Source organism: Bradyrhizobium sp. SEMIA (assembly GCF_014844175.1).
In the GTDB taxonomy this organism is placed as follows: domain Bacteria; phylum Pseudomonadota; class Alphaproteobacteria; order Rhizobiales; family Xanthobacteraceae; genus Bradyrhizobium; species Bradyrhizobium arachidis.
On sequence record NZ_CP046601.1, the window covers coordinates 5482979 to 5500691 of the forward strand.

The window sequence follows — 17713 nt, forward strand, 5'->3', positions numbered from 1 at the left end:
GCACAGGATGAGAAAGCATTGCGTCCTTCAAATTTGACTCATCGCGAAGCAGACATTTCAATCCTCAAACGGATGAAGACTGATTTGTAGAGTGAGAAGACCATCAGCGGTCTTCAATGCAAGAGGTGGTAGGTGCCAGGCCTCGTTCACGTGGTCGACGACGATGAATCCTTTCGGACGGCGATCGAGCGTCGGCTGAAGCTGGCGGGCTATGAGGTCGCGACCTATGCGTCGGCGAAGGAACTGCTGGATGCCGGGCCGGACGACGAGCAGGCGAGCTGCATCCTGCTCGACGTGCGGATACCGGGATTGAGCGGCCCCGACCTGCAGACTCAATTGGTCGCATCGGGCTCGACGCTGCCGATCATCTTCCTGACCGGCTTCGCCGACACGCCGACCACCGTGCGGGCGATCAAGGCGGGCGCGGAAGACTTCCTGACCAAGCCGATCTCCTCGGAGCAGTTGATCGACGCTATCGAGCGCGCGCTGGCGCGCCAGAGCGTCGCGCGTGCGCATCGCGGCAGGCTGGAGACATTTCGTGTCCACCTGGCGACGCTGACGCAGCGCGAGCGGCAGGTGTTCGATCTCATCGTGCGCGGCCGGATCAACAAGCAGATCGCGCACGCGCTCGGGACCACCGAACGCACCGTGAAGGCGCATCGCCATCAGGTGATGGAGAAGATGCAGGTCCATTCGCTTGCGGAACTCGTTTCGATCGCGGAGCGGCTCGGAATGCTCGATGCGAATGGCGATTAACTGATTTGTCGCCACGGACTGCACAGTTTCCCTGGTGTGACTTCCCGAAGGGACAATTGAAAACCCGTCGGCACGGTGCTGCGATGCAGGTGCGGAACCTGCAGCTTTTTGCCCGATGCGAGGGGAAGGCCGGGTCATATCGCCTTCAGCCACAGGGCCATCACCGTTGATGCCGCCTGAGAGGTCGCCGTGCCGACGCACCAGTCCGTCTTCATCGTCGATGACGATCCGTCCGTCCGGACGAGCATGTCGAGGCTGCTCCGCGCGCACGGTTTCGTCGCCACGCTGTTCGAGTCCGCGGGCGCCTTGCTCGACTACGGCGGATTGGAGCGGGCGATTTGCATCGTGCTCGACATCAACCTAGACGGGAAATCCGGCATCGAGCTGCGCCTGCGGCTGACGGAGAGGGGTGTGACCGCGCCGGTCATCTACATCACCGGAAACGACAGTCCGGCGAACCGCACCGCGGCGATCGCATCGGGCTGCGTCGCCTATCTGACCAAGCCGTTTTCCGCCGAATCCCTGATCGAGTCGGTAACGCGCGCGGCTACGGCTTAGGGCCTCGAGCGCTCACTCGTCGACATACTGTTCCAGCGTCTTCGCCGGCGCGCCGCTGCGGACGGACGCGAACTGCTCCAGCGGCACCGAGGTCGTGAGGGCCAGGAGATTCGAATCGACCAGCTCGAGCGTCAGCGCCTTGCCCGATGCCAAGTCCTTGACGGTGTTAGGCGACGCCACGTCGGCCGCGATGCAGAGATTGGTGGCACACCAGGTGTAGGGCACGCGGAACGGCGTGCCCTGGTCGATCGTCAATTTGGGCGGCTGTTGCAGGTACATGCCGACGGGCACGAACAATTGCAGCCGGGCGATGGGAGCATCCTCGCGCTCGATCAGGTCGACGCGCACCGCGGTCTGACCGGTCGGGAATTTGCCCGTGATCGAGGTCCGGCACAGCGTCGGCGCCCCGCCGGCCTTGAAGCAGAGTTTTTGCCAGTCGCCATAGGTGATGTCCTTGGCTTCGCGCTGGCCGCGCGTTGCAAACTCGGCGGGCTTGTCGGCCTGCGCCGTCTTCTGTGCGGCGATGCCGGAGCTTGTCGCGGTGGCGATGACCGCAAACGTCAAGAGACCGGAGAGACAATCAATAGGGCGGGGCATGGTCGCGTCTCCGAAATGTGAGCTCATTTCTGCGCATCGAGGAACTTCGTCACCAGCGGCGACCAGAGCGGGATCGCATCCGGAGAGCCGATGAAGAAATGGCCTTCATTGCCGAACGGCGGCATCAGATGATATTCGGCGCGCCCGCCGCTGGCGGTGAAGGCGGCGTACATGCGCTTCGACAGCTCGGGCCCGAAGAACGTGTCGTTCTCGATGTAGATCCACAGCATCGGCACGCGCGAGGTGCGGCCGAAATCCGCGGTCGCCTCGACCAGCCTGTCGGGCGCGCAATTGTTGTTGGGCTTGCCGCCGACCCGGCCGCCGCGCCCGGCGGCGAAGATGATGACCGCCTTCACCTGCGGCGGGTTCACGCTCGACAGCGCCATAGCGGCCCAGCCGCCGGCGGACTGGCCGACCACGATCACGTCCTTCGGGATGATCCGCTTCTCGGCAGCCAGGAAGTCGATGATCCAGAGATCGACCTGCGCGACCGCAAGGCCGGCATCATGGAAATTGGGATTGGTGCATTTGCCGATCTTGGAGAAGAACGGGCCGAACAGCGCGCGATCGGGAACGTCGATCGCCTGCGCGCCATAACCGCTGCCGACCGGCGCCACCACGAGATAGCCGCGCTTTGCGAACCATTTGGCGGCATCGCGGAATTCCACCAGCGGAAAAAAGCTGCGATCCCTCGGAATGAGCGACACGCCGTGATTCATGATCACGAGCGGGAACGGGCCGTCGCCGACCGGGCGCACCAGGTAGGCGAACATCGGCAGCGGCAGCGGGAGCGCCCAGATCTCCTCCTGGAGGCGGATCTCGTCGTCGGCGCGCGCGGGCAATGCGGCGAGGAGAAGGACGAGGAGGGTGATCGCGAACGAGCGCAGAATTGCAGGCAAGCGATGCATCGCGCCCTCCTTCATCCTGAAAACGTCGCGGCCACCACGATCGGGCCGAGCACCGTCAGCACGACGTTGCCGATCGCATAGGGCACGGCGACGCCGAGCACCGGCGTCTGACTCTCGGCGACATCGCAGGCGCCGGTGACGGCAGCATCGACTGTCATGGCGCCGGCGAGCGCCCCGCAAGTCACGACCGGGTTCATGCGCAGAACGTAGTAAGCGACCAGCGTTCCGACCGTCATCGGGATCAGCGTGACGACGATGCCCATGCCGACCAGCAGCAGGCCGTGGGCCTGGATCGCCGACCAGGCGGCAAGACCGTTGCCGAGCCCGACCGCGGCGATGAAGCCGCCAAGGCCGATGTCGCTCAAGGTCTGCTGCGCCGCCGGCGGCATCGCGCCCAGGGTCGGCTTGCGCGAGCGCAGCCAGCCGAAGACGAGACCCGCGATCGGCGATGCCGGTGGCAAGGAAGGCGATGTCGGTCCGGTCGCCGGCGTTGAGCGCGTGGCCGACCTGCACTGCGGCCCGCGCGATATTGCCGGTGCTGCCGACCAGCGTCATGACATCGCCGACATAGACGCGCGTGTCGGGCCCGAGCGGCACCTCCCGGCCCATCCGCGTGAGGGCGCGCAGGAACACGCCGCGTGCGCTGTCGCCGACGATCTCGGCGACTTCGCGGATCGAGCGGCCGTGCAGCTTGCGGTTCTCCACGATTACCTCGATGACGTTACCCGGCAAGCTCTTCAGCAGCTCGTCGGCGTCGATCTCCTCGCCGATCACGGGCTCCGCCGCGACGATGGCCGCAGTCGGGCCGGTCAGGACGACGTCGTCGTTCGCTTCGAGCACGGTGTCGCGGTGGGGCGCGATGTCGGCGCCGCGGCGGACGATCCGCTCGACGATGGTGCGGCGGCCGATCTCCGTCTCGATGGCCTCGACGGTGCGGCCCGTGGCGGCCGAGACGCGATAGGCGCGGGCCTGGAATTTGCGATAGGAGAGGTTGTCCGTCTTCGCCGGCGCGCCGCCGGCAAGCTGCGCCTCGAGCTTCTTCGCCTCCGCCTTGAGATCGATCCGCATCAGCCGCGGCGCGACGAACGGAACGAACAGCAGCGTCAGGATGTAGCCGAGCACATAGGTCACGGCATAGCCCGCCGCGATATGGGCTTCCTGCTGCTTCAACACATCGGCGGGCAGGCCGAGCTGCGCCAGCGCGCCCGAGGCGGTGCCGATCACTGATGATTGCGTCAGCGCGCCGGCGGTGAGGCCTGCGGCCGTTCCGCTATCGAGCTTGAACGCATAGGCGAAGATCAGCACGAGCACGAGACCCGTCGCGCCGATCACCAGCGCCAGCACGACCTGCGCCAGGGTCCGCACGCTCAGCGAAGCGAAGAATTCCGGTCCCGACCGGTAGCCGATGGTGAAGACGAAGAGGCTGAACAGGATCGCCCGAAGGATCGGCGGAAACGCGAAGCTGCCGAGCTGTCCGATCAGGACGGCGACGATCAGGATGCAGGCGGTGGTGCCGATCGAGAAGCCGCGAATCCTGATGCGGCCGAGGATGGTGCCGATCGCAATGGCCAGCAACAGGAAGATCTCCGGTGCGGTGGTGATGATCCACCTGACGGTATCCATGGTCGCATATCCCCGGCGCGTTGCCGCGATTTGATTGGCCGCCCGGCGGGATTGCTTGATCCAGATCAAGCCCGGGCGGGGACGAGGCGGGGCCTATGACGTGATGAAGTGTTTGCGCCAGCCCTCATTGCCGACATGAGCACTCTGGACGTCGCTGCCGGCGCGGTGCGCCGCGATGAAACGGTCGAGATCGTCATGCTGCTCGCCTTCGCCGGCGGCTATATCGACGCCTATACCTGGATCATCCACGGCGTGATGGCGAATGCGCAGACCGCCAATGTGATCCTCCTCTGGGTCTATGCGATGGCCGGCAATTGGGCGCAGGCCCTGCATTTCGCGGCGCCGATCATGGCCTTCACCGTCGGCATCGTGATCGCCGCCTGGCTGCGCCGTATTGCCGGGAATCGGGCCGGCGCACTGAGTATCCTGATCGAGATCCTGTTCTTGATCACGATCGGAATCCTGCACAACCGGCTACCGGATCTCGCCGGAACGCTCGGCATCTCCATGGTCGCGGCGATACAGGCGGCGATGTTCGTCAAGGTCGAGGGCAACGTTTGCAGCACGGTGATGATCACCGGCAACATGCGTCAGGTCGTCGAAAACATCTTCGCGGTCGTCTACGGCGGAGCGCCGCTCGGGACGCTGCGCAAGTCGGCGATTTTCTTCGCGCTGTGTGCGGTGTTCGGCTGCGGCGCGGCGGCCGGGGCCTTTGCCACCGAGACACGTCCCAAGCTCGCGCTGGGTATTCCGGTGGTCGCGCTACTGATTGTCCTGCTGCGTTGCGAGGCAACGCCACGTGAGGAGGAGGGGCGATGAGCACACCGTCCAATCCGACCTGGACGCGGTTCTTTCCGCCGGCCGAATGGCTTGCAACCTATCGGCGCGAATGGCTGCCGTCCGACGCCGTCGCCGGCATCACGCTTGCCGCCTACGCCATTCCGGTCTCGCTCGCTTATGCGGCGCTCGCCGGGCTGCCGCCGCAAGTCGGCGTCTACGGCTACCTGCTCGGCGGTATTGGCTATGCCCTGCTCGGGGCGTCGCGCCAGCTCGCGATCGGCCCAACCTCGGCGATCTCGCTGATGATTGCCGCGAGCGTCGGCGCGCTCGCCGGAGGCGATGCGGTGCGCTATGCGCAGATCGCAAGCCTTGCGGCCTTTGCCGTGGCGGTGCTGTGCTTCATCGCCTGGCTGTTCAAGCTCAGCGTGCTGGTCCGTCTCGTCAGCGACAGCATCCTGGTCGGCTTCAAGGCGGGGGCCGGGCTCACCATCATCATGAGCCAGCTGCCGAGCCTGCTCGGCGTTCCCGGCGGCGGCCACAATTTCTTCGATCGCGCCATCAAGCTGGCCGGGCAGCTCGGCGCCATCCATCCGCTCGTGCTCGGCATCGGCGCCGTCGCGCTGTTGCTGCTGCTCCTCGGTGAACGGCGCTTGCCGGGCAAGCCGGTCGGGATCACCATCGTTGCGCTCGCGATCATTGTGGCAACGGTGCTCGGCCTCCCCGGTCTCGGTGTGCCCGTTACCGGGAAGATACCGGAGGGGCTGCCGGCGCTTGGCGTTCCGACATTCGGCCTGCTTGAGTTCGACGATCTGTTTCCGCTCGCGGCAGGTTGCGTGCTGCTGGCCTATATCGAAGGCGTATCGGCGGCCCGCAGCTTCGCGGCCAAGCACGGCTATCCGCTCGACGTCCGCCAGGAATTTCTCGGCCTGGGCGCGGCGAACCTCGCCGCCGCGTTCGGCCATGCCTATCCCGTCGCCGGCGGTCTGTCGCAATCGGCGGTCAACGACAATGCCGGCGCACGCACGCCGCTGGCGCTGGTGATCTGCTCGGTGGCGCTCGGGCTGTGCCTGCTGTTCTTCACGGGACTGTTGACCAATCTGCCCAAGGCGGTGCTGGCGGCCATCGTCTTCGCCGCCGTCTACAGGCTGGTCGATGTTCGTGCGCTGCTGCGCATGTGGAAGGTCAGCCGGATCGATTTCTACGCGGCGGCGATTGCCCTGGTCGCCGTGCTCCTGCTCGGTATCCTCCAGGGCGTCCTGCTGGCCGCGATCGCGTCGATCTTCCTGCTGCTGGCGCGAGCCTCGCGGCCGAACGTCGCGTTTCTCGGCCGCTTGCCCGGCAGCGGGCGTTATTCGGACAGCGCAAGGCATGAGGACGTCGAGCCGCTGGTCGGCATCATCGCGTTCCGTCCCGAGGCGTCGCTGCTCTACATCAATGCAGAGACAATCCTGGACACGGTCTTGGCCGCGCTCCGGAGCTCGCCGGGCATCCACCTCGTGGCCTGCGACCTCTCGGCCTCGCCCTACATCGACCTGGCGGGAGCGCGGATGCTGCACGAGCTCCATGACGAGCTTGCGTCGCGCAAGGTGACTCTCTGCATCGTCGGCGCGCATGCGCAGCTCCGCGATCTCCTGCGGGCCGAGGGGCTGGCGCAGAAGACCGACAGTGACCAATGGCTGCGGTCGCTCGACAGTCTGCTCGGCAGTGATCAGGCGGCGAGTGCGCAACGCACGGGCTGACGCCGTCCTATTGCGATGCGAACGGAAGGCACCGCCCGTCAGAATGCACGGGACCGTTGACTTGGATCAATGGAGCAAGCGGCGCCGCACTCACGATCCCGCATCACCTTCGCCCCAGGAATTGGGAGAGACCTATGTCCAGAGAGCCCAAGGCCGCGCAGAAGCGCATTGACCAGTTCTTTTCCGGACCCGGCGCGCGGGCAGACGACTGGCGTGACCTGGTCGAGGCCGCGAAGACCTGGGCTCGGGTGGGCAATCGCGCGGCCTTCGACGCAGCGCTGGCCGAGCTCTCCGTCACCGAGGAGTATCATGGCTATCCCGGTCTGCAACTGATGGCCGCGCTGCGGGAAGCCGCGGCCGCCGGCGACGGGCCGACCTCGTTCGCGCTGGCGACCCGCATCGCGCAGGCGCTGTCGACGCGATCCTTCCGCCAGCATGCCGGCGACTGGAGCGCGAAGGACGATGGCAATGGCGACGTCGCCGAGCTGGTGCCGCCGACCTTCGGCGCGCACACCGCGCGCCGGCCCTATTTCGAGACCCTGATCGTGACAGGCGTGTCGTCCAGCCAATGGCCGGCACTGGCGGCCGAATGGCGCAAGCTGCGGCGGCCGGTCGATGCGTTCGTCTATGAGCCAGTGATCGTCGGCAGCCTGGAAGATGCCTTCTGCGCGACCATGCTCAACCCCAACATCGCCGCGGTCATCATCAACGAGGGCTTTGGCCTGCGCTCGCGGCACGATGCGCCGGTGCTGCGTTCGATCACGGCTGCGGCCGGAATCAATGATGAATCCGATGCTTCCGCGCTGCGGCTCGCCCAGATCATCAAGCGCGTCAGGCCCGAGCTCGACCTTTACATGATTTCGAACCGCGACGTCGAAGAGCTTGCGGGCAATCCGGAAGCCAACGTCGTCCGCCGCATCTTCTATTCGGTCGAGGAATTGCTGGAGCTGCATCTGTCGATCCTCGAAGGTATCCAGGATCGCTACGACACGCCGTTCTTCGACAATCTGAAGAAGTACGCGCAGCGCCCGATCGGGACGTTCCACGCGCTCCCGATCGCCCGCGGCAAATCCATCTTCAAGTCGGACTGGATCCGCGACATGGGCGAGTTCTACGGCCCGAACCTGTTCCTGGCCGAGAGCAGCGCCACCACCGGCGGCCTCGACAGCATGCTGGAGCCGACCGGCAACATCAAGAAGGCGCAGGAGAAGGCGGCGAGGGCGCTCGGCGCCGATCGCGTCTTCTTCGTCACCAACGGCACCTCGACCTCGAACAAGATGGCGGTGCAGGCGCTGCTGGCGCCAGGCGACATCGCAATCGTTGACCGCAACTGCCACAAGTCGCATCATTACGGCATGGTGCTGGCCGGCGCCCAGCCGCTCTATGTCGAAGCCTTCCCGATGACGGAATATTCGATGTATGGCGCGGTGCCGCTGAAGACGATCAAGCAGGCGCTGCTCGCTGCCAAGGCCGACGGTCGGCTCGACCGCGTCAAGATGCTCGATCTCACCAACTGCACCTTCGACGGCCACATCTACAACACCCGCCGGGTGATGGAGGAATGCCTCGCCATCAAGCCCGACCTGATCTTCCTGTGGGACGAGGCCTGGTTCGGCTTCGCGCGGTTCTCGCCGTTCCTGCGCCGCCGCACCGGCCTTGGCGCCGCCAACGAGATCGAGGCCTGGATGCGCGACCCCAAATCGGTCGCCGCCTATGAGAAGCAGCAGGCCGAGCTCGGCAAGAACCCGTCGGACGAGGTGCTGCTCAAGGCCCGGCTCATTCCCGATCCCAGGCAGATTCGCCTGCGCGTCTACCAGACCAACTCGACCCACAAGTCGATGTCGGCGATCCGGCAGGGCTCCATGCTTTCGGTCAAGGACGTCGAATTCCACACCGTCGAGCAGCAGTTCAAGGAAGCCGTGTTCACCCACGCCTCGACCAGTCCGAACCAGCAGCTGATCGCCAGCCTCGATATCTCCAGGCGGCAGATGGAGCTGGAAGGCTATGGCCTCGTCGCCAATGCGATGGAGATCGCCTTCGCCATCCGCCAGGCGGTCAACAACAATCCGCTGATCTCGAAATATTTCCGCGTGCTCAGCGCCGACGCCATGGTGCCGGCGCAGTATCGCCAGAGCGGCTTCACCGATTATCTCGCGGCCGGCGTGAACTGGGTCAATACGCTCAAGAGCCTCGACGAGGACGAGTTCTGTCTCGATCCGACCCGCATGACGCTGGTGTGCGGCATGGCCGGCTATGACGGTACCCAGTTCAAGGGCATCCTGGCCAACGAGTACAACATCCAGGTCAACAAGACCTCGCGCAACTCGGTTCTGCTCCAGTCCAACATCAACAATACCCGCAGCGACGTCGCGCATCTCGTGCGCGTCCTCGCCGAGATCGCGGGCGAGGTCGATCGCGCCCTCGCGCAGGGCGGCGCCAACGCGAAGAAGACCTTCGAGGCGCGGGTCAAGAGCCTGATGACCGATGTGCCCGACCTGCCGAACTTCTCGCACTTCCATCCGAGCTTCCGCGGCGATGCCGGCAGCAAGACCAACGAAGGCGATATCCGCACCGGCTTCTATGCCGCCTATGACGTCGCTGGCTGTGAGCACATCCGCCTCAACGATCCCGAGATCGATCGGCGCCTGAAGGCGGGCCCCGAACTCGTCTCGGCGAACTTCGTGATCCCGTATCCGCCGGGCTTCCCGATCATGGTGCCCGGTCAGGTCATCACCCAGGAGACCATCGACTTCATGCGCAAGCTCGATGTGAAGGAGATCCACGGCTACGACGCCAAGGAAGGGCTGAAGCTCGTGCGCACGGAAGCCTTGGCGAAGCTCGGCCGGCCGAAGCCTGGTGCGCAGCCCAAGCTCAAGGCCGCCTCATAGGACTTGGAGGGGACGACCATGCACGCGTTTTTCACGTTCCTCCAGCAGAACCCGTATCTGCTGCTGTTCTTCGTCGTCGGTCTCGCCGTCTATATCGGCCGGGCCAGCATCAAGGGTTACGGCCTCGGTATGGTCGCCGGCGCCATCGTGGTCGGCGCCGGCCTGTCGGTGTGGGCCTCCACCTATGGCGTCAAGCTCGAGCTGAACAATTTCGCCAAGAGCCTGTTCTACTATCTCTTTATGTACGGCGTCGGCCTGCGCGTTGGCCCGTCCTTCATCAACAGCCTCAGGGGCGACGGACTCAAATTCTGTCTCCTGGCCGTCGTGTCGAGCGTGATCGGCCTCTCGCTTGTCGTCATCGGCGCCAAGATGTTCTCACTGCCGCCCGGCGCGGCCGGCGGCATGCTGGCGGGATCGCAGACGATGTCGGCGGCGATCGGTTCGGCCGAGCAGGCGGTCACCTCCGGCGTCGTCAAGCTGCCTGCCGGGATGAAGCCCGAGGAAGCCTCCGGCATGATCGCGCTGTCCTACGGCATCACCTACATCTGGGGCACCGTCGGCATCATCCTGATCTGCAAATATCTGCCGCGCTGGTGGGGCGTCGATGCCAAGGCCGCCGCCAAGCAGTATGAGACGGAATTCGGCGTCAAGGATCTCGAAGGCGGCGGCCTGACCGGCTATCGCCAGTTCGGCCTGCGAGCCTACCGGCTGGAAAACCCGGCGACGGTCGGCATGACCATCGCCAAGTTCCGCGCGATCAATCCGGAATACCGGATCGTCAATGTGGGGCGCAACGGCGTGCCGCAAGGAGCCGATCCCGAGTTCGTGCTGCAAAAGGGCGACGTTGTCGCGCTCGGCGGCGCGACCGAGCACCTCACCGAGAAGATGGGCCTGATCGGCCCGGAGGTCGCCGATGCCAAGACGCTGGGCATTCCCATGGACCAGGCGGAGATTCTCGTCACCAACAAGGAGATGGTGGGACGCACCTTCGAGTCCTTCCGCGACACCGCAATCGCCGGCCAGTTGCAGGTCACCAAGGTCGAGCGTGGCGGCGTGCAGATTCCGGCCGGTCTCAAGACCAAGCTGGAGCGCATGGACATCGTCTCCGTGGTCGGCCTGAAGTCCGCCGTCAACGAGCTCGGCGAGATGTGGGGCCGCATCGCGCGGGCCAACACCTCGACCGATCTGCTCACGCTCGCCGTCGGCATGATCGTCGGGTTCCTCATCGGCATGATCGAGTTCCCGGCGTTCGGTGCCAAGATCGGTCTCGGCAATGCCGGCGGCCTGTTGCTGTCCGGTGTGATCGTGTCCTCGGTGGTGTCGCGGCTGCGCTTCTTCGGCAATACGCCGAACGCGGCCCGCAACGTGCTGGAGGATCTCGGCCTCGTCGTCTTCGTCGCCATCGTCGGCGTCAACGCCGGGGCGGGTCTGCTGGCGCAGCTCACCGGTGCGGTGGCGCTGAAGATCTTCCTCGTCGGCTTCATTGCCTGCACCATCCCGCCCTTCATCGTCTGGGCGATCGGCTACCACGTCTTCAAGATCAACCCGGCCGTGCTGATGGGCGGCGTTGCGGGCGCGCGCTCGCATTCCGGCCCATGCCGCGAGGCCGCGGTCGAAATCCAGAGCTCCGTGCCGTGGATCGGCTTCCCGGTCGGCTATGCCGTCTCGGGCATCCTGCTCACGGTGTTCGGTTACTTCGCGATGATCCTGGCTCAATAGGGGAAAGAAAACGTCATGAGAAAATTGACCTTCGGTGCCGTCCTGGTTGCCTCGCTGGTGGGTGTTGCCGGCTTCAGTCCGCCGGCGAGTGCGGAGACCGGCCAGGTTGCCGTTGTCTTCACCAAGGGCGGATTCATCGTCGGCGTCGGCGGCGGGGAGGGCGTTCTGGTTCTGAGGGGCAAGAAATATCCCTTCACCGTCTCCGGCATGAGCGTCGGCTTCACGGTCGGGGCGTCGACCACGAAGTTCGTCGGCCGCGCGCTCAATTTGAGGGGGCCGGCGTCGATCGAAGGCTCTTATGCAGTGGGCGGCGCCGGCGGTGCCGTCGCAGCGGGCGGAGGTGCCGTGCAGTTGCAGAACGCCAATGGCGTGATCCTGCAGCTCAGCGGTCCCCGGGTCGGGGCGGAAGTGTCGGCGGCGGTCGGCGGCGTCACGATCAAGCTGAAGTAGCTCCGGGAGGAGGGCGCCAAGGCAAACGGGCTGCGTCACCGCAGCCCGTTTCCCATTTCAATCCATACGTTTCAGTATCGTTCCTCGACGAACTTCAGTCCGCGCAGGCTCGCCTGGTCGTTGTAGCGTCCCTTGTGCGACCGCGGCGGCAGCTTGATCTTCTCGCGCTTGACCTTCTTGTATGGGATCGTTCTCAGGATGTGCGAGATGACGTTCAGCCGCGCGCGCCGCTTGTCATCGGAGCGGATCAGCCGCCACGGCGCATGCTTGGTATCGGTCGCCTCGAACATCATGTCGCGTGCGCGGGAATAATCGTACCAGCGCCCGAACGACTCGGTGTCCATCGGGCTCAGCTTCCATTGCCGCAGCGGATCCTCGATCCGCGCCGTGAAGCGGCGTTCCTGCTCCTCCATCCCGACCTCGAGCCAGAGCTTGATCAGGACGATGCCGGCGTCCACGGCGAACTTCTCGACCAGCGGACACAGTTCCAGGAAGCGCTTGTGCTCGGTCGGAGAGCAGAAGCCCATGACATATTCGACGCCGGCGCGGTTGTACCAGCTGCGGTCGAAGATCACGATCTCGCCGCCGGCGGGGAACTGCTCGATATAGCGCTGCAGGAAGAGCTGGGATTTCTGCCGGTCAGAGGGCGCGGGCAGGGCGCAGACACGGAACACGCGCGGGCTGACCTTTTCCGTCAAGGCCTTGATGGTGCCGCCCTTGCCGGCGGCATCGCGCCCCTCGAAGATGATGATCACCTTCAGTTTCTCAGCCTTGACCCATTCCTGGAGGTGACACAGCTCGACCTGGAGCTTTTCGAGCTCCTTCTCATAGTCCTTCCGCTTCATCTTCTCGGCGGGGGCGTGCTTGTTCTCGGCGCGGGCGTCCATGGCCATGCCTGTCCTTTCGCTGTTGCGAGCGCTACTCGTCGCCCCATGAAATCGTCACGCCGATGTCGCCGGGCATGCCGCCCGGAAAATCGATGATCTGATAGGCGATGCGATAGCCGCGCGGCTTCAGATAGTCGGTCCAGAGCTGGAAGATCTCCTTGGGGATGCCGGTCAGCGTGTTCTCCCAACCTTTTTCCATCTGATTGATGGCGCGCCCCTTGTCGGTGCAGAGCGTATTGGGGAAGCGATACACCAAGACCTCGGAGAGACCGTTTCGCACCGCACGCTGGATGATGGTCGAGGCGAGCTTGATTTTCTCCTCCTCGGTCTTGCCGGACGGCTTGCTCAGGCGCTCGATCAGGGCAAGCTTCTCGGCCTCCGCTGCGGCGGCGAGGCGGACATATTCTTCCGCCTTCTGGGCTTCCTTGAGAGCGGCTTCCTTGCGGATTTGCGTGGCGTTTGGAATGAGATCGTCGAGGCCGGGCATGGCTGCGGCTCCCTTTCGGTGTGCAATCGGCATGTCGCGGACGCTAGGTCCGGTAGCCGGCATTCCCTTGATTCAAATCAAGCAAATTGGGAAGCTGCCTGAACACAGTGCCGCAAGTGCACGTTCGCTGACTGGGAGAGACGCTTGAGCGACCAGCTTCATCCGATGGCCCCGCACCATCTACCGTTCTATCTCGCGCCGGGGAGCGGGACCGACACCCTGATGGTGGTGATGGGCGTATTCCTGATCGGCACCGTACTCTGGGTCGGCACGCTCTATTGGAAGCTGCACAGCCTGCCGGAGCGAATGGCGCACAAGTCGCAGAAATTGCAGTTCGAATTGGTGGCGGTGCTCGGCCTGATCTCGCTGTTCACGCACATGCATATCTTCTGGGTTGCAGGCCTCTTGCTTGCGCTGATCGATATCCCCGATTTCGGAACGCCGCTGCGCAGCATCGCCGATTCCGTCGAGAAGATCGCCGACGCGACGCCGGGCCAGGACGAAGCGCTGATGGAGGCCGGTCCTGCGCCTGCTCCGGCGGACAAGCCGGACGTCGCCAGGAAGGAGCGCAGCCATGCTTGAGCTCATGATCTGCTCCCTGGTGACGATCCTGCCGGATTACCTCTACCGCCGTTACGTCCAGGGCAAGCGCTTCGGCAAGGAGATTACCTTCTTCTCGGTCTGGTACGAGCTGCGCTGGGGCATCACGGGATGCCTGATGCTGACGGTGTCGCTGATCACCATGATCTTCTATTTCCATCCCTCCACATCGAGCGCGACGCTTTATTTCCGCACCGTGCCGGTCATGCCGGTCGGCGTCGCCGGCCGCGTGGCTGAGGTGAACGTCGGCTTCACCCAAGCGGTGAAGAAGGGGGACGTGCTGTTCAAGTTGGACGGTGCCAAGCAGCAGGCGGCCGTCGAGACCGCCAAGCGAAAGATTGCCGAGGTCGATGCATCGACAGTGTCAGCGAAGGCCGACGTCGTGAAGGCCGAGGCGCAGATCGGCGAAGCCAAAGCCAACCTGCAGCAGGCCAAGGATGAGCTGGACGTCAAGAGCGAGCTGCAGCGTCGCAATCCCGGCATCGTGCCGCAGCGTGACATCGATAAGCTGCAGGTGCTGGTAGACCAGCGGCAATCCGGCGTGGACGCCGCAAATGCAGTCAAGGAATCGGCGGTCTTGCGCGTCTCGACGCTGTTGCCCGCCGAGAAGGCCAGCGCCGAGGCCGCGCTGGCTGAGGCGGAGGTGCTTCTGGATCAGACGATCATTCGCGCTGGCGTTGACGGGCGGGTCGAGCAATTCCTGCTGCGCACCGGTGATGTCGTCAATCAGCTGTTGCGCCCGGCAGGGGTGCTCATTCCGGATGGTGCCGGTAGAAACATCCTGCAGGCCGGCTTCGGTCAGATTGAGGCCCAGGTGATGAAGCCGGGTATGGTCGCGGAGGCGACCTGCATCTCCAAGCCGTGGGTTATCATCCCGATGGTGATCACAACGGTGCAGGACTACATCGCCGCCGGTCAGTTCCAGGGCGGACAGCAACTGCTCGAGGCCCAGAACGCGGTGAAGCCTGGTACGATCCTCGTATTCCTGGAGCCGCTCTACAAGGGCGGGCTGGAGGGCGTCACGCCCGGCTCGAGCTGCATCGTCAATGCCTATACCAGCAATCACGAGGAAATCTCCGCCAAGGACACGCCGAGCGGCCGGAAGTTCGCGCTCCACGTCGTCGACGCCACCGGCCTCGTCCACGCGCTGCTGCTGCGCATCCAGGCCTTGCTGCTGCCGATCCAGACGCTGGTGTTGAGTGGGCATTGAGCTCGCGGGAGGGAATCTCGAAATGAACTTGCGCAAAATGATTGCGTTCGGTGCAATCCTGCTGGCTTCGCTGCTTGAGACGTCAGGCCGCGCCGATGCACTCGACCTCAACGGCGCATGGGTCAGCGATGCCGACAATTGCACAAAGGTGTTCGCGCGTAACGGCACCCAGATCGGATTCACCGACATGTCGGATGTCTATGGCGGCGGATTCATCATCAACGGCGACCAGATCGTCGGCAAATTTGCGCGCTGCCGGATCAAGGCCAGGAAGGACAACGGGCCATACGTCAACATGGTCGCGGCATGCGCGACCGACATCATGCTGTCGAACGTCCAATTCAGTCTCAGGGAGTTGGATGCCAACAGCCTCATTCGGCTGTTCCCGGGCATGGATGACATCGAAATTCGCTATCACCGCTGCACGACGAAATAGCGATAACGTTCGTCACAAGGGCGTGGATGGGGGCGACCGCTTGCGCCGGTGCCCTGTCCGTGTCCCGCAATTGCCGCTAGGATTGCCCGGCAAGCAGCCGTTCGGGCGCTGCGGGGATTGGAGCATGAGCGGGCGCATGTCCACTGACGCGGTCAGGCCACGGCACGCAGCGGCTGCACTCCTTTGTCTTGCCCTGCTCGTTGCCGCGTGCATGTCGCTCGCGCCGGCCGCTGCGGCCGAGCGGAGCCTGCGCGGCGAGCTCAAGCGCGTGCTGCTGCTGCATTCCTTCGGCCGCGAATTCCGGCCGTGGAGCGAGTTCGCGCGCAGCATCAAGGCCGAGCTCGAGCAACAGTCGCCGTGGCCGCTCGACATCCAGGAGCACGCGCTGCTCACGGCGCGCTTCAACAATCCCGGTCCCGAGGCGCCCTTCGTCGAATATCTGCATTCGCTCTACCAGGGCGCCATGCCCGACATCGTCTTGAGCATCGGCGCGCCTGCCGCCCGGTTCGCGCAGCGATACCGCGCGCGGCTGTTTCCCGACACGCCGCTTATTCTGTCCACGGTCGAGCAGCGGCTGGTGAATCGCGCCGATCTCACCGACAACGACGTCGTCATCGCGGTCCGCAACGATTTCATGGCCGCATTCGACAACATCTTGCAGCTCTTGCCGGACACCAGGACGATCGCGATCGTGATCGGCGCCTCGCCGCTCGAGAAGTTCTGGGTCGAGGAGGTGAAGCGGGAGCTGAAACCCCTGGGCGAGCGGGTCGAGCTCGTCTGGTATTCGGACCTGCCGTTCGAGGAGATCCTGAAGCGCGCAGCGAAGCTGCCGCCGCACACCGCGTTGTTCTGGGGGCTGATGTCGGTCGACGCGGCCGGGATCGTCCACGAGAGCGACATCGCCCTGCGCAGCCTGCATGCCGTCACGAATGCGCCGATCTTTTCCTACCAGGACCCATTCTTCGGCGGCAGCACCGTCGGGGGACCGATGCATTCGGTCGCGGAAACGAGCTCCAGAACCGTGAGCGCCGCGATCCGGATTCTCGGCGGCGAGAAACCCGGAAACGTCAAATACGAGCCGATCGGCTTTGCGCCGCCGCGATATGATTGGCGGGAATTGCAGCGCTGGGGCATCAGCGAGAGCCGTCTGCCTCCCGGCAGCGAGATCCTGTTTCGCGAGCCGAACATCTGGGAGCGCTATCGCTGGCAGATGTTGCTGATCACGGCCGTCTTCCTGGTCCAGGCGGGTCTGATCAGCGGCCTTCTGCACGAGCGTCGCCGCCGCCGGTTCGCCGAAGTGGAATCGCGCCAGCGCCTCGCCGAGCTCGCGCACGCCAACCGCTATTCAGCCGTCGGCGAGCTGACGACGTCGATTGCCCACGAATTGAACCAGCCGCTCGGCTCGATCCTGACCAATGCCGAGACGGCGGAGCTCATGCTCAAGAACCCGTCGCCAGACATGGACGAGATCCGGCAGATCCTCGCCGACATCAGGCGCGACGATCAGCGGGCGAGCGAGGTGATCCGCAGGCTGCGCAGGGTGCTGAGGAAGACGCCGTTCGAGGTCGGCGAGATCGAACTCAACGACACGGTGCGCGAGGCGATCGGCCTGGTGACGGCCGTCGCCGATGGACGCCGGATCGTGCTGACCTACACGCCTGCTCTGACGCTTTTGCACGTCAGGGGCGACCCGGTGCAGCTCCAGCAGGTCGTTCTCAACCTGATCATCAATGCGATGGATGCGATGTCCGATGCCGGCATGAAGAAGCGCGAGGTCCGCGTGACGACGGTGCGCGCCGGCAGCTACGCCGAGATCAGGGTTGCCGATACCGGTCCGGGGATCGCGTCCGCCGATCTCGGCAGTGTCTTCAACCCGTTCTTCACGACCAAGCCGGAAGGCATGGGGATGGGGCTTGCGATCGTCAAGACCATCGTCGAGGCCCATCACGGCACGATCCGCGTCGAGAACCAGCCATGGGGCGGCGCGCAGTTCACGATCCGCCTGCCGCTGCTCGACTGACGGCCGGTATCTTGATCTCGATCAAGCCTTGGGGCCTGGCGAGGCCGTTTCCTTT

General features: G+C 64.7%; 15 protein-coding genes and 1 pseudogene. 11 read left to right on the top strand and 5 right to left on the bottom strand.

Annotated features, from left to right (window positions below):
- Positions 1 to 132 precede the first annotated feature (132 nt).
- Together FOM02_RS26675 and FOM02_RS26680 are read left to right on the top strand one after the other, a co-directional pair.
- Entirely contained in the window at positions 133 to 756 is a 624-nt protein-coding gene (locus FOM02_RS26675) for a response regulator transcription factor (RefSeq protein WP_027559026.1), read from the top strand.
- A 189-nt stretch (positions 757 to 945) separates the two neighbouring features.
- Positions 946 to 1314 (top strand): response regulator transcription factor, encoded by a 369-nt coding sequence (locus FOM02_RS26680; protein ID WP_027559027.1) that lies wholly within the window; start codon positions 946 to 948, stop codon positions 1312 to 1314.
- 12 nt (positions 1315 to 1326) lie between these two features.
- Here the strand turns inward: FOM02_RS26680 and FOM02_RS26685 are convergent, their stop codons facing one another.
- The 3 genes and pseudogenes from FOM02_RS26685 to FOM02_RS26695 form a co-directional block, all read right to left on the bottom strand.
- Complete coding sequence (locus FOM02_RS26685) at positions 1327 to 1911, bottom strand: invasion associated locus B family protein (RefSeq protein ID WP_027559028.1); 585 nt, start codon at positions 1909 to 1911, stop codon at positions 1327 to 1329.
- A gap of 23 nt (positions 1912 to 1934) precedes the next feature.
- The gene (locus FOM02_RS26690; RefSeq protein WP_027559029.1) at positions 1935 to 2819 is read right to left on the bottom strand and encodes an alpha/beta hydrolase family protein; all 885 of its coding nucleotides are present in this window, start codon (positions 2817 to 2819) and stop codon (positions 1935 to 1937) included.
- A gap of 11 nt (positions 2820 to 2830) precedes the next feature.
- Positions 2831 to 4442 (bottom strand): annotated as a pseudogene (locus tag FOM02_RS26695) (aspartate:alanine exchanger family transporter).
- Positions 4443 to 4577: 135 nt separating this feature from the next.
- On the opposite strand from FOM02_RS26695, the gene FOM02_RS26700 reads away from it, so the two are divergent.
- From FOM02_RS26700 to FOM02_RS26720, 5 genes are all read left to right on the top strand, one after another.
- The gene (locus tag FOM02_RS26700; RefSeq protein WP_027559031.1) at positions 4578 to 5261 is read left to right on the top strand and encodes a YoaK family protein; all 684 of its coding nucleotides are present in this window, start codon (positions 4578 to 4580) and stop codon (positions 5259 to 5261) included.
- Positions 5258 to 6961 (top strand): SulP family inorganic anion transporter, encoded by a 1704-nt coding sequence (locus FOM02_RS26705; protein ID WP_027559032.1) that lies wholly within the window; start codon positions 5258 to 5260, stop codon positions 6959 to 6961. The genes FOM02_RS26700 and FOM02_RS26705 overlap by 4 nt, the downstream gene beginning before the upstream one ends.
- A gap of 134 nt (positions 6962 to 7095) precedes the next feature.
- Positions 7096 to 9849 (top strand): decarboxylase, encoded by a 2754-nt coding sequence (locus tag FOM02_RS26710; protein ID WP_027559033.1) that lies wholly within the window; start codon positions 7096 to 7098, stop codon positions 9847 to 9849.
- Between the two features lie 18 nt (positions 9850 to 9867).
- Positions 9868 to 11568 carry an aspartate:alanine exchanger family transporter gene (locus FOM02_RS26715; RefSeq protein WP_027559034.1) on the top strand — a complete coding sequence of 567 codons (1701 nt, stop codon included), beginning with the start codon at positions 9868 to 9870 and terminating at the stop codon, positions 11566 to 11568.
- Between the two features lie 15 nt (positions 11569 to 11583).
- A complete protein-coding gene (locus FOM02_RS26720; RefSeq protein WP_027559035.1) occupies positions 11584 to 12018 on the top strand; it encodes a hypothetical protein in 435 nt (144 codons plus the stop codon).
- A gap of 71 nt (positions 12019 to 12089) precedes the next feature.
- On the opposite strand, the gene ppk2 is transcribed toward FOM02_RS26720, so the two are convergent.
- Both ppk2 and FOM02_RS26730 read right to left on the bottom strand, forming a co-directional pair.
- A complete protein-coding gene (ppk2, locus tag FOM02_RS26725; RefSeq protein WP_231164319.1) occupies positions 12090 to 12911 on the bottom strand; it encodes a polyphosphate kinase 2 in 822 nt (273 codons plus the stop codon).
- Between the two features lie 25 nt (positions 12912 to 12936).
- Positions 12937 to 13392 (bottom strand): hypothetical protein, encoded by a 456-nt coding sequence (locus FOM02_RS26730; RefSeq protein WP_027559037.1) that lies wholly within the window; start codon positions 13390 to 13392, stop codon positions 12937 to 12939.
- A gap of 165 nt (positions 13393 to 13557) precedes the next feature.
- Here FOM02_RS26730 and FOM02_RS26735 point away from each other — a divergent pair, with 165 nt between their 5' ends.
- The 4 genes from FOM02_RS26735 (at position 13558) to FOM02_RS26750 (ending at position 17658) form a co-directional block, all read left to right on the top strand.
- Complete coding sequence (locus FOM02_RS26735) at positions 13558 to 13974, top strand: hypothetical protein (RefSeq protein ID WP_035729965.1); 417 nt, start codon at positions 13558 to 13560, stop codon at positions 13972 to 13974.
- Positions 13967 to 15202, top strand: a complete 1236-nt coding sequence (locus FOM02_RS26740) for an HlyD family secretion protein (RefSeq protein ID WP_027559039.1) — start codon at positions 13967 to 13969, stop codon at positions 15200 to 15202. Before FOM02_RS26735 ends, FOM02_RS26740 begins: the two co-directional genes overlap by 8 nt.
- A 22-nt stretch (positions 15203 to 15224) precedes the next feature.
- Positions 15225 to 15638 carry a hypothetical protein gene (locus FOM02_RS26745; protein WP_027559040.1) on the top strand — a complete coding sequence of 138 codons (414 nt, stop codon included), beginning with the start codon at positions 15225 to 15227 and terminating at the stop codon, positions 15636 to 15638.
- Positions 15639 to 15774: 136 nt separating this feature from the next.
- On the top strand, positions 15775 to 17658 hold the full coding sequence (locus FOM02_RS26750; protein WP_231164320.1) for a sensor histidine kinase: 1884 nt from the start codon (positions 15775 to 15777) through the stop codon (positions 17656 to 17658).
- Positions 17659 to 17713 lie beyond the last annotated feature (55 nt).

Bases quoted from the DNA above. Each gene is read 5' to 3' on its own strand.
- FOM02_RS26730 (WP_027559037.1), bottom strand. From the start codon at position 13,392: ATGCCCGGCCTCGACGATCTCATTCCAAACGCCACGCAAATCCGCAAG.
- FOM02_RS26685 (WP_027559028.1), bottom strand. From the start codon at position 1,911: ATGCCCCGCCCTATTGATTGTCTCTCCGGTCTCTTGACGTTTGCGGTC.
- FOM02_RS26750 (WP_231164320.1), top strand. From the start codon at position 15,775: ATGTCCACTGACGCGGTCAGGCCACGGCACGCAGCGGCTGCACTCCTT.
- FOM02_RS26740 (WP_027559039.1), top strand. From the start codon at position 13,967: ATGCTTGAGCTCATGATCTGCTCCCTGGTGACGATCCTGCCGGATTAC.
- FOM02_RS26735 (WP_035729965.1), top strand. From the start codon at position 13,558: ATGGCCCCGCACCATCTACCGTTCTATCTCGCGCCGGGGAGCGGGACC.
- ppk2 (WP_231164319.1), bottom strand. From the start codon at position 12,911: ATGGCCATGGACGCCCGCGCCGAGAACAAGCACGCCCCCGCCGAGAAG.
- FOM02_RS26715 (WP_027559034.1), top strand. From the start codon at position 9,868: ATGCACGCGTTTTTCACGTTCCTCCAGCAGAACCCGTATCTGCTGCTG.
- FOM02_RS26745 (WP_027559040.1), top strand. From the start codon at position 15,225: ATGAACTTGCGCAAAATGATTGCGTTCGGTGCAATCCTGCTGGCTTCG.
- FOM02_RS26705 (WP_027559032.1), top strand. From the start codon at position 5,258: ATGAGCACACCGTCCAATCCGACCTGGACGCGGTTCTTTCCGCCGGCC.
- FOM02_RS26700 (WP_027559031.1), top strand. From the start codon at position 4,578: ATGAGCACTCTGGACGTCGCTGCCGGCGCGGTGCGCCGCGATGAAACG.
- FOM02_RS26690 (WP_027559029.1), bottom strand. From the start codon at position 2,819: ATGCATCGCTTGCCTGCAATTCTGCGCTCGTTCGCGATCACCCTCCTC.
- FOM02_RS26710 (WP_027559033.1), top strand. From the start codon at position 7,096: ATGTCCAGAGAGCCCAAGGCCGCGCAGAAGCGCATTGACCAGTTCTTT.
- FOM02_RS26720 (WP_027559035.1), top strand. From the start codon at position 11,584: ATGAGAAAATTGACCTTCGGTGCCGTCCTGGTTGCCTCGCTGGTGGGT.